The organism is Streptosporangium sp. NPDC049376 (assembly GCF_044466505.1).
Lineage (GTDB): Bacteria > Actinomycetota > Actinomycetes > Streptosporangiales > Streptosporangiaceae > Streptosporangium.
The window spans coordinates 229,869-243,724 of record NZ_JBITMT010000006.1; the positions used below are offsets into that span (position 1 = coordinate 229,869).

12 protein-coding genes are annotated in these 13,856 nt (G+C 72.7%); 3 read left to right on the plus strand and 9 right to left on the minus strand.

Going from position 1 to position 13,856, the window contains the following annotated elements; translation table 11 throughout:
- Positions 1-6: 6 nt before the first annotated feature.
- From pdhA to ACIBVQ_RS19090, 4 genes are all read right to left on the minus strand, one after another.
- On the minus strand, positions 7-1,140 hold the full coding sequence (pdhA, locus tag ACIBVQ_RS19075; RefSeq protein WP_386189085.1) for a pyruvate dehydrogenase (acetyl-transferring) E1 component subunit alpha: 1,134 nt from the start codon (positions 1,138-1,140) through the stop codon (positions 7-9).
- Positions 1,141-1,293: 153 nt separating this feature from the next.
- Positions 1,294-1,509, minus strand: a complete 216-nt coding sequence (locus ACIBVQ_RS19080; protein ID WP_352012632.1) for an MbtH family protein — start codon at positions 1,507-1,509, stop codon at positions 1,294-1,296.
- 60 nt (positions 1,510-1,569) lie between these two features.
- Entirely contained in the window at positions 1,570-3,324 is a 1,755-nt protein-coding gene (locus ACIBVQ_RS19085; protein WP_399178855.1) for an amino acid adenylation domain-containing protein, read from the minus strand.
- A 278-nt stretch (positions 3,325-3,602) separates the two neighbouring features.
- Positions 3,603-4,754 (minus strand): carotenoid oxygenase family protein, encoded by a 1,152-nt coding sequence (locus ACIBVQ_RS19090; protein ID WP_399178857.1) that lies wholly within the window; start codon positions 4,752-4,754, stop codon positions 3,603-3,605.
- 84 nt (positions 4,755-4,838) lie between these two features.
- On the opposite strand from ACIBVQ_RS19090, the gene ACIBVQ_RS19095 reads away from it, so the two are divergent.
- Positions 4,839-5,570: a TetR/AcrR family transcriptional regulator gene (locus tag ACIBVQ_RS19095; RefSeq protein ID WP_399178859.1), complete on the plus strand. Its 732-nt coding sequence runs from the start codon at positions 4,839-4,841 to the stop codon at positions 5,568-5,570.
- Here the strand turns inward: ACIBVQ_RS19095 and ACIBVQ_RS19100 are convergent.
- Together ACIBVQ_RS19100 and ACIBVQ_RS19105 are read right to left on the minus strand one after the other, a co-directional pair.
- Positions 5,567-7,108 carry an acyl-CoA carboxylase subunit beta gene (locus tag ACIBVQ_RS19100; protein WP_352012713.1) on the minus strand — a complete coding sequence of 514 codons (1,542 nt, stop codon included), beginning with the start codon at positions 7,106-7,108 and terminating at the stop codon, positions 5,567-5,569. The two genes, ACIBVQ_RS19095 and ACIBVQ_RS19100, sit on opposite strands and share 4 nt — an antisense overlap.
- 101 nt (positions 7,109-7,209) lie before the next feature.
- A complete protein-coding gene (locus ACIBVQ_RS19105) occupies positions 7,210-8,319 on the minus strand; it encodes an NAD-dependent epimerase/dehydratase family protein (protein ID WP_399178861.1) in 1,110 nt (369 codons plus the stop codon).
- Positions 8,320-8,573: 254 nt separating this feature from the next.
- Here ACIBVQ_RS19105 and ACIBVQ_RS19110 point away from each other — a divergent pair, with 254 nt between their 5' ends.
- On the plus strand, positions 8,574-9,095 hold the full coding sequence (locus tag ACIBVQ_RS19110; RefSeq protein ID WP_352012637.1) for a hypothetical protein: 522 nt from the start codon (positions 8,574-8,576) through the stop codon (positions 9,093-9,095).
- Between the two features lie 93 nt (positions 9,096-9,188).
- Here the strand turns inward: ACIBVQ_RS19110 and ACIBVQ_RS19115 are convergent, their stop codons facing one another.
- Genes ACIBVQ_RS19115 through ACIBVQ_RS19125 form a run of 3 tightly spaced genes read right to left on the minus strand, consistent with a single transcriptional unit; the run spans position 9,189 to position 12,514 of the window.
- Complete coding sequence (locus ACIBVQ_RS19115; RefSeq protein ID WP_399178863.1) at positions 9,189-10,238, minus strand: carboxymuconolactone decarboxylase family protein; 1,050 nt, start codon at positions 10,236-10,238, stop codon at positions 9,189-9,191.
- Between the two features lie 54 nt (positions 10,239-10,292).
- Positions 10,293-11,948, minus strand: coding sequence for a GMC family oxidoreductase (locus ACIBVQ_RS19120; RefSeq protein ID WP_362916991.1), 1,656 nt, complete (start codon positions 11,946-11,948; stop codon positions 10,293-10,295).
- Complete coding sequence (locus tag ACIBVQ_RS19125) at positions 11,945-12,514, minus strand: DUF5987 family protein (RefSeq protein WP_352012640.1); 570 nt, start codon at positions 12,512-12,514, stop codon at positions 11,945-11,947. The genes ACIBVQ_RS19120 and ACIBVQ_RS19125 overlap by 4 nt, the downstream gene beginning before the upstream one ends.
- A 571-nt stretch (positions 12,515-13,085) precedes the next feature.
- On the opposite strand from ACIBVQ_RS19125, the gene ACIBVQ_RS19130 reads away from it, so the two are divergent.
- Entirely contained in the window at positions 13,086-13,811 is a 726-nt protein-coding gene (locus ACIBVQ_RS19130; RefSeq protein ID WP_362772115.1) for an AraC family transcriptional regulator, read from the plus strand.
- The last annotated feature ends 45 nt before the right edge of the window (positions 13,812-13,856 follow it).

Consider the following 13,856-nt stretch of genomic DNA (forward strand, 5'->3'; position numbering starts at 1 on the left):
TCTCCCTCATCGCGGCGTGTCCTCGAAGGAGGCGAGGTAGGCGGCGAAGGCGGCGCGCTCGTCCTCGACCAGCGGGTGCTCGGCCGCGTAGACGTTGTCCCACAGCTCGTCGAGGTCCGGATCGGGCAGTTCCCGGCACCGGGTGCGCAGGTCCGCCCCGATCCGTTCCGCCTCCGCCTCGACCTCGGCGAGGAAGGCCTCGTCCGCGGCGCCGCAGGCCAGCAGGTAGGTCCTGACCCGTTCGACGGGGTCCTTGAGCAGCCAGGCCTCGGTCTCGGCGCGCGGGCGGTAGCGGCCGGGGTCGTCCGTCGTCGTGTGGGCCCCCATCCGGTAGGTGAACGCCTCGACCAGCGTCGGCCCCTGCCCGCTGCGCGCGTTGTCCAGCGCCCTCGCGGTCACCGCCAGGCAGGCCAGCACGTCGTTGCCGTCCACCCTGACGCCGGGGAAGCCGAAGCCGTCCGCGCGCCGGTGCAGCGGGACGCGTGACTGCCGCTCGGTGGGTTCGGAGATCGCCCACTGGTTGTTCTGGCAGAAGAACACGATCGGCGCGTTCTGCACGGCCGCCCAGGCGAACGCCTCGTTGACGTCGCCCTCGCTGGTCGCGCCGTCGCCGAAGTAGGCGATCACCGCGTCCTCCGCGCCGTCGCGCTGGACGCCCATGGCGTAGCCGGTCGCGTGCAGGACCTGGCTGCCGATGACGATCGTCGGCAGGTGCAGGTTGTGCTCCCTGGGGTCCCACCCGGCGTGGTTGATCCCCCGGAAGGAGCCGAGTTCCCGCACCGGGTCGACGCCCCTGCACCAGGCGACGCCGTGCTCGCGGTAGCTGGGGAAGGCCATGTCCCCGGGATGCAGGGCGCGGGCCGAGCCGACCTGCGCCGCCTCCTGGCCGCGCAGCGAGGGCCAGACGGCCAGCTCTCCCTGCCTGGCCAGGGCCAGGGCCTCCTCGTCGAGTCTCCTGACAATCACCAGGTCCCGGTAGAGGCTCCTGACCTCCCGCGCGGTGAAGACGGCGTCGTAGTCCGGGTGCTCGACCCGCCTGCCGTCCGGGGTGAGCAGCCGGACGGGTTCCTGCGGGGTCGGCGGGGGCGGGGGCGCTGTGACGGTCCCCGGGGGCGTACCGCGCGCGGCGTCGATGGTCACGTGCCACTCCTCGTGCGTTGCGGTGGTCGGGAACCGGCGCGCGGCCGGTTGCCGGTGGTGTCCGTGGGTGCGGGCCCCCGCGTGTCCGCGGAACCCGCGAGCGGCCGGTGAGGGACCCGTGCGGATCGCGGCGTACGGCCCCGGCCTGGGCGTTCAGCGCGGGGTGTCCAGGTGGGCGGCGAGGTCACGGGGCCGGGTGTCGGTCCAGTGCCGCCTGACGTGGCCGAGGCAGTCCTCACGCCCCGCGGGGCCGTGGGTGACGGCCCATCCCGCGGGCACGGCGGCGAAGACGGGCCACAGGGAGTGCTGGCCCTGTTCGTTGACCAGCACGAGGAAGGTTCCGTCCGGGTTCTCGAAGGGGTTGGCCATCTCGTTCTCCTTCTCCGTTACCGGGCTTCGGACGCGAGGGCTCGAAGAGCTGACAAGCCGTCAGGCGCCACCGAACCGCGCCGCCAGGCCCGCGACCGTCGGGGTGTCGAACAGGGCGCTGATCGGCAGGTCCTCGCCCAGTTCCGCGTGGATGCGGCTGATGAGCCGCATCGCCAGCAGTGACTGGCCGTCGAGGTCGAAGAAGCTGTCGTCGACGCCGACCCGCGTCACGCCGAGCACCTCGGCGAACAGGGCGCACAGGGTCTCCTCAAGCCGGCCGCTCGGGGCGCGGTAGGCGGGCAGGCCCGTGAAGTCGGGCCCGGGCAGCGCCGCGCGGTCCAGTTTCCCGTTGGGGGTCAGCGGCAGGGTGTCGAGCACGACGAACGCGGCGGGCACCATGTAGTCCGGCAGCGCCCGCGCCGCGTGGGCGCGCAACGCCTCCACGTCGGCGCCACCGGGTCCGGGCACGACGTAGGCGGCCAGTCTTCTCTCTCCGTCCTCGGCCCGTCTGGCGACGACCGCGACGTGGGCGAGCCCGGGGTGTCTCGCCAGGACCGCCTCGATCTCGGCGGGTTCGACCCGGAAGCCCCGGATCTTCACCTGGTCGCCCGCGCGGCCGACGAAGTCGAGCTGTCCCCTGGCGGTCAGCCGTACCAGGTCGCCGGTGCGGTACATCCGCTCGCCGGGTCCCGCGAACGGGTCGGCGACGAAGCTCTGCGCGGTCAGGTCGGCCCGGCCCGCGTAGCCGCGCGCCAGGCGGGTGCCGCCCACGTACAGCTCGCCGACCGTGCCGGGCGGGACGGGGGTGAGGGCCTCGTCGAGGACGCGCAGCCGTACGTCGTCGAGCGGGCCGCCGACCGGTACGGCACCCTCCTCGGTGTAGGGGGCGGTCATCGGGCCGTGGGTGACGAACAGCGCCGTCTCCGTGGCGCCGTACATGGCCCTGACCACCGTGTCCGGGCAGGCGTCGAGCACCCGCCGTACGGCCTCGGGCGCGATCACGTCCCCGCCGGTCAGCACCTCGCGCACCCCGGCCAGGCACTTGGGCGCCTCCTCGGCGAGCACCCGGAACAGCCCTGCCGTCAGGTGCAGACCGGTGATCGCCTCCTCGGTCACGAGCCTGCCCAGGGTGGCCACGCCGAGGACGCCGGGGGGCGCGACGACGATCCGGCCGCCGTTCAGCAGCGGCACCCACAGCTCGTAGGTGGAGACGCTGAAGGCGTGCGGTGCGACCATCAGCACCCGTTCGTGCCGCCCGCCCTCCCAGCAGGAGTCGAAGGCCAGCCCGAGGACGCCCCGGTGGGTGACGCCGACGCCCTTCGGCTCTCCCGTCGAGCCCGAGGTGTACATCTGGTAGGCGAGCTGGTCCGGGTGGGAGTCCACGCCCGGGTCGGCCGGGGACTCCCCCGCCGACTCACGGCCTCCGTCGACGACGACGAGCGGGCCGCCCTCCGGCAGGCCGCGCCCGAGGGTCGTCGCGTCGGCGAGCAGGATCGGCGCGCCCGCGTGGTCCATGATCCACTGGATGCGCTCCGGCGGGTGGGAGGTGTGCAGCGGCAGGTAGAACGCCCCGGTCTTGAGCACCGCCAGGATGGCGGCGACCATGTCGGCCGAACGCTCCATCAGCACCGCGACCGGCCTCTCCGGACGGGCTCCCCGTCCGAGCAGCAGGTGCGCGAGCCGGTTGGCCCGTTCGTCCAGCTCCCGGTAGGTCAGGCGGAGGTCGCCGAAGGAGACGGCCGTCGCGTCCGGGGTCAGCGCCGCCTGGGCGGCGAAGCGTCCCTGGACGGAACCCTGGGTGGAAGGGGAAGCCATCGCGTACTCCAATCCGTTCGTTCCGCCTGAGCCCGCCGTGCGGGCCGCCCGCGCGGGCGGGAACCGGGGGCCGGGGGCGGGGCGGATTCGCGGGCACGACGGGCACGGGCGGGCGCCGGCGGCCGGGGCCGTCACCCCCGCCGTGGACGGCCGCCGTCGCGTCCGGTCACGCAGTCAGCGTCACATCCGCCCGCTGTACAGCGCATCTCCCGGATTGCGATGCTCTCCGGTGCTCTCCGGCGCTCTCCGGCGCTCTCCGGCGCGGCTCTTCGCCGGGGTCAGGCGGGCAGCCAGGCGGCGCGGCCGTAGGCGGGCGGCGGGCAGGGGACGTGGACGACGGCGTACGGCCCGGCCGCCAGGTCGAGCGCGTCGAGCACCAGCAACCCGCCCTCTCGCCTGGCGTCGTCCCGGACGAAGACGAGGAGCCAGCCGTCGCCCTCAGCGGGCCCCCGGGGCACGAACACGGGGTCCCCGGCGCGCCTCCCCGCGCCGAGCCGGTGTTCCCGGAGGCCGCCGGTCGTCAGGTCGTACCGGACGAGCGCGGCGCCCTCCCGCGGGTCACGGGAGCCGAACACGTGGCGGTGCGCGCGCCCCGTCGCCCGTTCGTCGGCCAGGGCCGTCTCCGCCCCCGGTGCCAGCTCCCGTTCCCCGACGGCGCCGGTGACCGGGTCGAGTGTCCAGCGCCACAGCCGCGGCGACCCCTGCGGGCCGGGGGCCCCGTCATAGGCCCGGGGGTGGCGCACGGCGTCGACCACGACCTTCCCGTCCTCCTCGTAGGCGTTCACCGCCCGGGAGACGTGGCAGGGGCCGATCTCGAACCAGCGCGGCTCCGGCGCCCCCTCGCGGGGCAGCAGGCCGACACGCGCCCTCGCGCCCGGCCGCCAGGAGTACGGCGGGCGGGTCCCGGCCAGGACGGCGGCGCGGTCGTGGAGGACCGGCGGGTCGAACACGACGACGTGGTGCCCGGTGAGGGCGGCGGCGCTCATGAGGGGCGCGCCGTCGAGGGCGAAGGGCCGGGCGCGGCGGACGGCGCCGCCGGAGTCGGCGACCAGGTGCTCGGCGTGTCCCAGCCCGGGGTAGGAGGCGACGGCGTGCCACCGGCCGGTGGCGGGGTCGCGGACGGGCCTGGCGAGCGAGAGGGGCCCGGGGACCCGGCCGCCGGGGTTCGCGGGCCGTACGGCGGGGGCCAGGGCGGGCACCGGCCCGAAGGGGCTCGCCGGGGGGACGGTCGTGCGGGCGCGGTGCCGGAAGGCCTCTCCCCCGCGCAGGCCGACGCCGGACAGGAGGGTCCTGCCGTCGCCGAGGGGATGCGGGAAGGCCTGGAGGAAGCACCCGTCGAGCCCCTCGGGAAGGGCTCCCTCGACGGGGAGCCGCAACGGTGACGGCACCCAGGTGGGGGCCGGGCCGGACGCGCGAGCTGGGGCGGCCATGAGGCGCCTCCTCCGGGCGGGGTCAGCAATACCATAACGGTGTTGTGCTTAGAAACATATCGGCGTTATGTAATACTTGTCAACATGAGTCCCCGCCGAGCAGACCCCAGGACACGTCCCGCACTGGTCGACATCGCCGCCCGGCTGCTCGCCGAGGAGGGGCCGCAGGCCCTGTCGACCCGGCGGCTCGCCACCGAGGCCGACAGCTCGACGATGGCGGTCTACACCCACTTCGGGGGCATGAGCGGGCTGGTGCGGGAGATCGTGCACGAGGGGTTCGCCCGGCTGCAGCGCCATCTCACCCACGTGCGCCAGACCGGTGACCCGGTGGCCGACATGGCGCTGCTCGGCAGGGCCTACCGCCACAACGCGCTGGCCAACCCGCATCTGTACGCGGTGATGTTCGGCGGGGCGTCGCTGGCCGGCTTCTCCCTGACGGAGGAGGACCGCCAGCACGGGCGCTACACGCTGGGCAACGTCGTCAAGTGCGCCACCCGCTGCTTCGAGGCGGGCCGGTTCAGGGCGGAGGACGCCGAACTCGTCGCCCACCAGATGTGGAGCGCGATCCACGGGCTGGTCACCCTGGAGCTCGGCGGCTACCTCATCGCCCCCTACGACGCCGAGCGCTGCTTCGAGGCCCAGCTCACCGCCCTGATGGTCAGCTCGGGGGACGACCTGGACAGCGCGAGGAGATCGGTCGCCCTGTCCAGGGACCGGATGCGGGCCGAGGTCGAGGAGACCGGAGGTCAGGGCCTGTTCCGCGAGGCACCCCTGCGTGACCGCGGCGGGCGTGAGGCTCCGCGGAACGGAACCTAGAGGGGGATGTTGCCGTGTTTGCGCTGCGGCGGCGTCTGGCGCTTGTTGCGCAGCATGGCCAGGGCGCGCGCGACCGCGGCGCGTGTCTCCGCCGGGTCGATCACGTCGTCGACCAGCCCCCGTTCTGCGGCGTAGTGCGGGTGCATGAGCCGCTCGGAGTACTCGGCGACGAGTTCGGCGGCCAGTTCGGCCGGGTCGGCCGCGGCGGCCAGTTCCTTGCGGAAGATGACGTTGACCGCTCCCTGCGCGCCCATCACGGCGATCTCGTTCGTCGGCCAGGCCAGGGAGAGGTCGCAGCCGATGGAGCGGGAGTCCATCACGATGTAGGCGCCGCCGTACGCCTTGCGCAGGATGACCTGGACGCGGGGCACGGTGGCCTCGCAGTAGGCGTACAGCAGTTTGGCGCCGTGCCTGATGATGCCCGCGTGCTCCTGGTCGGGGCCGGGCAGGAAGCCGGGGACGTCGACCAGCGTCACCAGCGGGATGCCGAAGGCATCGCAGAAGCGGACGAACCTCGCCGCCTTCTGTGACGCCGCGACGTCCAGGACCCCCGCGAGCACCATGGGCTGGTTGCCGACCAGGCCGACCACCTCGCCGTCGACGCGGGCCAGCGCGCACACCACGTTCGGCGCCCAGCCCTCCTGCAGTTCGAGGAACTCGCCGTCGTCGACCAGTTCGGCGACGACCGAGCGGATGTCGTACGGCCTGTTCGGCTCGACGGGCACGATCTCGGCGAACCCGGGCCGGTGGTCGGTCGTGGCCTGGCGCGGCGGCCCGGCGGGCGGCGGCTCCAGGTTGTTGCTCGGCAGCAGGGACAGCAGGTAGCGCACGTCCTCAAGTGCGCTCTCCTCGTCGTCGTGCACGAAGGTGGCCACCCCGGAGCGACCGCCGTGCACCTCGGCGCCGCCCAGTTCGTCGTGGGTGACCCGCCTGCCGCTGACCGCCTCGACGACGTCGGGGCCGGTCAGGTACATCCGCGCGGTCTCGCGGACCATGAAGGTGAAGTCGGCCAGAGCCGGGGAGTAGGCCGCTCCCCCGGCGCAGGGGCCGAGGATCACGCTGATCTGCGGGATCACGCCGGAGGCCTGGACGTTGCGGCGGAAGATGCCGCCGTAGCCGTCCAGGGACATCACCCCCTCCTGGATACGGGCGCCGCCGCTGTCGTTGAGCCCGATGAGGGGCGCTCCGGTGGCGATCGCCAGGTCCATCACCTTGTGGATCTTCGCCGCGTGCGCGTGGCCCAGCGAGCCGCCGAAGATCGTGAAGTCCTGGGCGTAGACGAAGACCCGGCGCCCGTCCACCGTGCCCGAGCCGGCGACCACCCCGTCGGTGTGCGGGCGCCGCTCACCCATCCCCAGGTCGTTCGCCTGGTGGCGGCGGTACATGTCGATCTCGGTGAAGGAGCCCTCGTCGAGCAGCAGGTCGAGCCGCTCCCGCGCCGTCCGTTTGCCCAGCGACCGCTGCCGCTCGACCGCGGCCCGGGAGCCCGCGGCGATCCGGCCGCGCAGCCTGCCGTGCCGCTCACGCAGCAGGTCCATCGAGCGCGGCGGCTCGCCGGGCCCGTCCTCCCCTCGCGCGCCGGAGGGGGCGGGCACGTCCTTGACGTCGTCCCGCAGGCCGGTCCGCCTGCCTGCCGGGGTCACGACGCCCTCACCGGCGTCAGGTCCCCGCGTGCCGTGCCCGCCTGCCGGTCCGACAGCGACCCGTTGGCGTGCAGCCAGCGCACGGTCTCGCCGACCGTCTCGGCGACGGGACGCGGGACGACGCCGCCGGTGCTCGCCCCCTCCGCCACCCGTGTCGCGCAGGCGCACACGTAGACGGCGCCGTACTGCGCCGGGATGTGCCAGGGGCACACCCGCTGCGCGAGGTCGGCCAGCAGCCCGGCCGGGAGCATGGCGCGGGCGGGCAGGAAGAGTGTCGGCAGGCGGCGTCCGGTCACCTCGCGCAGCACCTCCACATAGCGCCGGGTCGTCAGGTAGTGGCCGGGCCCGAAGTGCCTGGCCGGGCCGCCGCCGTACGGCGTGAGCAGTTCGGCGTGCAGCGCGGCGGTGTCCCGCACGTCGCCGAGGGGCAGCCCGCCGAGCGGCCAGACCGGCATCAGGCCCCGCAGGACGTCCCGGAGCCTGGCGGTCTGGTCGCCGAGCCTGGGGTCGTGCGGGCCGAGCAGGGCCGGCGGGTAGGTGATCACCACCGGGGCGCCCTCCCGCTGGTGGCCCCGGGCCACGGCCTCGGCCGCCGCCTTGCTCGCCATGTACGGCTCGCGGGGCCTGCCGACGGGGGTGTCCTCGCGGACGACCCGGCCGGGGGCGGGGAACAACGCCGCGACGCTGGAGACGTGGATGATCGGGTCGGCTCCCGCCGCGCGCGCGGCCCCGAGCACGACCTCGGCGCCCCGCTCGTTGGTCCGCCGCACACTCGCGCGCCGTCTGCTGTCGAAGGTGTAGACCGCCGCCGCGTGCAGCACGGCGTCCGCCCCCCGCACCGCCCGGCCGACCGCCTCGCCGTCGGTGACGTCTCCGGTCACCACCTCGACGGCGTCCCCGAAGGTGTCCGCGAAGGTGTCCTCGTCGGCGTTCCCGCCCGGCGCCGGGCCGGGCAGGAGAGGGGCCAGGGCACGGGCGACCCCGGACGGCTCGCGGACGAGCAGGCGGACCCGGTGCCCCGCCCGCAGGAACGCCGCGACCGAATGGGCCCCGACGAATCCGGTGCCGCCTGTCACGCTCACCAGCATCAGAAATACCTCGCTCATGGCGGAATCACTGGGCGTTTCGCAGCAAGCGTGCACGAGTGAAGATCCCACTGTCTTCTCCCATTGTGCTTTCAGCGGACCGGCGTTATCGTCCGCGTAAGGCGAATTCGGCAATCCAGGAGAAGAAGCGGCCGATTCGGCACCGCTACGGTTGACGACGTTGTCGTCGCAACGTCAGAGAAATTGTTCGGCGCGAGAGCGGAGGTTTCCGCATGGCTTCTGAGGCGGCTTCGGCGGGTCGCTTTCCTGGAAGAATGGCAATTGTCAACGGACCCCGGCACAGGACGTGGCTGAACGTCTTCCTCGTGCTCGTCGTCGCCCACTGGGCAGAGCACGTGGCGCAGGCCGTGCAGATCTACGTCCTCGGCTGGCCGGTCCCGCAGGCGCGCGGCGTGCTCGGGCTGCCGTTCCCGTGGCTGGTGACCTCCGAGTGGATGCACTACGGCTACGCGTTGTTCATGCTCATCGGTCTCGTCATGCTCAGGAAGGGGTTCACCGGCCGTTCCCGCACCTGGTGGAACATCTCACTCGGCATCCAGGTCTGGCACCACTTCGAGCACCTGCTGCTGCTCCTGCAGGCGATGACCGGCAACCACCTGATGGGCAGGCCGGTCCCCACGAGCGTCCTGCAGGTCTTCTTTCCCCGGGTCGAGCTGCACCTGTTCTACAACGCCGTCGTCTTCGCCCCGATGGTGGTCGCGATGGTCCTGCACCGCCGTCCGAACGAATCCGAGCGGTCGGCCATGGCGTGTGGCTGCGCGACGGCGCGCACCTGAGGGCCCCGGAAAAGGAAAGCTTTCTCGAATGTCCGGCCGCGGCGCGTTTCCCGTGTCGCGGCCGGGCGTTTTCCACCGGCCGGGGAAAGGGGTTCACGGACTTTCCCCGCGCGTCCAGCCGCCCACCGTCCTGGCCGCCGCCATGCTCGCCCACGCGGTCAGTTCGACCAGTTCCCGGTCTCCCGTCCCACGACTCTCCCTGAAGGCGTCCACGTCGGCCTCGCCGACCCGGTAGGAGGCGAAGGCCGTCAGCAGGGCCAGCCGCCCGGCGGGGCGGTCCTCGGCGGCCAGGTCCGCGACCGCCTCCTCCGCCCACGCCCCGCCGAGCCCGGGGTGGCCGCCGTCCCAGGCCGCCAGCCTGGCCGTCAGCAGGTCACGGACGGGGCCCGGCACCGAACGGCGGCCCGCCGCCTCGATCGCCGAGGCCGCGCGGGCGAAGGCGCCCGCGACGCCCGGCGCGCCCGCCGCCCAGGACAGGTCGCCGGGCAGCGGGGCCGTGGGCAGCAGGTCGAGCGAGCCGCCCGGCTCGACGCCCCCACCGGTCGGCCGCATGAGCCGGCCCAGCGCCCGCATGAGGGTGCCGCGTGCCATCCCCGGTGTCCGCGGCGGCAGCGGCGTCTCGTCGAGGAACACGTTGACCATGCGGTTGAGGTAGTGGAAGGTGACCGCGACTCCGACGAGGACCCCGACGGGCTCGGCGGCCTGTTCCCCGGGGAACGGCGTCGCCCGCCCGCGCGTCCCGCTCGCCCTGGCCCACTCCTCGACCGGCGCGAGGTCACGCCGCGCGCCACCCTCCGGGGGGACCAGGCCGCCCAGGGCGGCGCCGTGCACGCCTGCGCAGTAGGGGCAGGCGTTGCCGAGCGAGACGCCGGTCGCGACCGCCTCCCTGACCGCCCGGCCCGGTCCGCCGCCGGTCAGCAGCGTCTCCCGCAGCATCATCCAGCAGGCGGCCAGGATCTCCGGGGCGGGCGAGTGCAGGGCGACCGGCGGCGCCAGCATGCCGAACTCCCGTTCCGAGCGCGTGTACACCTCGGCGACCAGGCCCCGCGCCCGCGCGGGCGGCACCGGGCGGACGTACCTGACCTGGCGGAGCGAGCCGCGCAGCGGTTTCCTGAGGACCCGCCGCAGGAGTGTCGTTTCCATCGCGCGCTCCCTGAGGTCGGCCGGGCGCGGGCTCACCCGCCCGCGCCCGGAGGGCTACTTGTGCGTCAGGCCGGCCACGAACGGCAGCGCGGCGCGCCTGCCGCTCGTGGCGCCGTCCGGGGAGGGGGCGCCGTAGGTGACCTCGACGCCGCGCTGCCTGGCGGCCCGCACGATGCCCGGGACGGCGCGTTCGGCCAGCGCCGCGATGGTCATCGCCGGGTTGACCGTCAGCGCCCCCGGCACGGCCGAGCCGTCGGTGACGAAGATGCCCGGGTGCCCGCGCAGTTCGTGGCGGTCGTCGAGCGCCGAGGTGCTGGGGTCGTCGCCGATGCGGCAGGAGGCCAGCGGGTGCACGGTGTAGGCGCCGACCACGTCGTTGGTCCACGGCATCACCCTGGACAGCCCGTCGCGCTCCAGGATGTCGCGGACCTCGGCGTCGGCCAGCTCCCAGCCGCGCAGCGTGTTGGCGGTCGGGCGGTACTGGATGGGGCCGCGCCCGAGCATCTGCTGTGAGATCCGTACGGCGTTGCCCGTCGGCGGAGGCGGTCCGAAGACGCCCTCGTTGTCGTCCTCGCTCATCGTGAAGACGGTCAGCCACGACTGCCAGCGCCGTACGATCTCCTTCTTCTCCGCGCCGAACCAGGTCGGGCCGGTGGCGTCGGGCACCTGGGCGAGGATGGTGCCGAAGCCGGGCGGGAAGTAGAGCTGCTCCAGCGAGTAGCGGGAGTACTCGGGCAGCGTGCCGTCCAGGCGGTCCCAGCTCGCCACGCACGGCCCCTTGCCGATCTGGGAGGCCGCGTAGGCCGGGCCGTCTCCGCGGGACAGCCCGAGCAGGTCACGGACCCTGTCCTCGTTGAGGATCGCGGTGTTGAGCCGCTCGCCGTTGCCGGAGAAGTACCTGCCGACCGCGTACGGCATGGCCCCCAGGTCCGGCGCGGAGCGCTGCAGGATCACCGGGGTCGCCCCGGCGCCCGCGGCCAGGATCACGATCTTGGCGTCGATCGTCCCGCTCCCGGTGTGCACCCGGTAGTCCTCGTCGTCGACGATGTCGTAGTGCACCCGGTAGCCGCCGTCGTCGTTCCTGGTCAGGCGCTGCACCTCGTGCATGGGCCGTACCTGGGCGCCGTGCGCCACCGCGGCGGGCAGGTAGTTGAACAGCAGCGACCGTTTGGCGTCGAAGCGGCACCCGGCCATCATCCAGTTGCAGTTGGTGCACCTCTCGCCGTCGATGGCGACCGGCACCGGGTTGGCCGTGCGCCCCGCGTGCGCGCACGCCGCCGCGAACAGGCCGCCTGAGTAGGTGACCGCGTCCCAGTCCTGCCTGGTCACGGGCAGTGCCTCGGCCACCCGGTCGTACCAGGGCTCCAGGGTGTCGCGGGTGACGGCCTTGGGCCACATCCTGCGGCCGATGGCCCCCCTGCGGTCGAAGACGAAGCGGGGGGCGCGGGGCATGGCGGCGAAGTACACGACGCTGCCGCCGCCGACGCAGTTGCCGCCGAGCAGGCTCATGCCGTCGCCGACCACGAAGTCGAAGATCCGCGTGTAGCTCGACCCGAGTTTGAAGTCGTGGTCGAAGTCCTCGCCCTGCAGCCAGGGACCGCGTTCGAGCACCACGACCCGCGCGCCGCCCGCCGCGAGGTGGTAGGCCGTGATCGCGCCGCCGAAGCCGCTGCCGACCACGAGGACGTCCGTCGTCTCGGTCACGGTCATGCGGGGCTCCCCGTTGAGGTCGTCGCCGGGTGGAGGCGGGCCAGTTCGCGGCCGTAGGAGTAGACGGGGAAGCGCCACAGGCCGTCCTCCTGCGGCCCGGAGAAGCCCATCGCCGTCAGCCCCGGGTGACCGGCGGCCAGGGCGTCGAGGGTGTGCATGTGGGCCGCGGTGTCGAAGGCCATGTTGCTGAACAGCGCGACGCTGACCCACACCTCCCGCTCCGGGTGACCGGGGGAGGTCAGTATCCCGACCAGGGCGGTCCGATGCGGGAACGGCAGGGCCACGAACGGCGGCAGCGCCGCGGTCAGGTCGATCCCGTTCTGGTCCGCGTAGGCCCGCGCGTGCTCGTTGAGCAGCCGGGCGAGGTCACCGAGCGCGGGCGCCAGCCCGGCCGCGGGGGTTTCGAGCAGTTCGACGGCGCCCGCGGCGACCGCGCCCCCGCCCGCCGCCGCCCCCGCGACCGCCTCGTCGCCGGGTGAGCGCTTCTCACCGGGGACGATCGTGTCCGCGAAGGCCTCCAGCGTCATGGTCCTGGCCTGTTCTTCGTCTGGGATACCCGGTTGCACCGGCGTTTCCTCCTGTCGGCGAGGGGGTGCGGCGTGGGGGCCGGAAGCCGGCGCGTCGGCCGAACCCTCGTTTCACGGACCGGCCCGGCAGCGGGCGCGGGACGTCGAGGCCCTGGCCCGGCACGGCGGGATCTGCGACCAATTGGAACTCACATATCGAATTCAGTTCCGGTCTGATCCATCGTCCGAGCGGCACCCCGTCCGACGCATCTTCTGAATTGCCGTCCTGTCAAGCCTCATTCTTCAGGGTTTTCTGTGGCGCACTAACACCCAATTAACGCCGCTCACAACCTAGAGTAGCAGCTCAGACACGGTGAGCACGCTTCACTAGCACAGTTGACAGCAGTCAGATGTTGATTTAGAAATATTGATGCCGATCTTTTTTATTAGTCGTTCGACTGGCACATACAAGCCCCGGAAGGGGCGAATGAATATGGGAGTCGAACTCTCCGAGACGACCAGCCGACTACAGGCCGACCTTTCCCGTCATTCATATTGATGAACATTCAACACACGGAGAGGAATGATGGAGGAAGTTCTTGAGAAAGCTGTGAGACGAGTTATCGAGACCATGCGTGAGCATCTCGGCGACGAGCTCACCATCGATGACATGGCCCGCACCGCCATGTTCAGCAAATTTCACTTCTCCCGGGTCTTCAGACAGGTAACCGGTATCTCACCTGGGCGTTTCCTGTCGGCGTTGCGGCTGCAGGAGGCCAAACGGCTGCTCCTGTCGACCTCGCTGAGCGTCGCCGACATCAGCATCCAGGTCGGCTACTCAAGCGTCGGCACCTTCAGTTCCCGTTTCAAGAGCTGCGTCGGTCTCGCGCCGACCACCTACCGGCAGCACGGCGGTTTCGCCCCGCTGATCCTCACCAGCGGCAGGAACGACGGTGAGGAGACCCGGCTGACGACCGTCCAGGGCAAGATCTGGGCTCCGACCACGGGTCAGTGCGGCCTCATCTTCGTCGGGCTTTTCCCCACCTGCATCCCACAGGGGCCGCCGGTCCGCTGCACGGTGCTGCGCAGGCCCGGCCCCTACGTGCTTGAGAGGGTGCCCCAGGGCACCTGGCATCTGCTGGCCCACTCCGTCGCCCCGGGAAATGAGAAGATCATCAGCAGTCTGGGCAGGGACCCGTCACTCTACGTCGGGAGCTACGGACCGATCACGGTGCGGCGCGACGTCGTGGTCAAGCCCGCCGACGTACAGCTGCGGCCGATGGGAACCCTCGACCCCCCGGTGCTGCTCGCCCTGCTCGACGTGCGCCTGGTGGCGCTCAACTCGGTGGCGAGCTGACCTCCCGCGCCATCGGAAACGGCCGCAGCCATGAAGGCCTGCGGC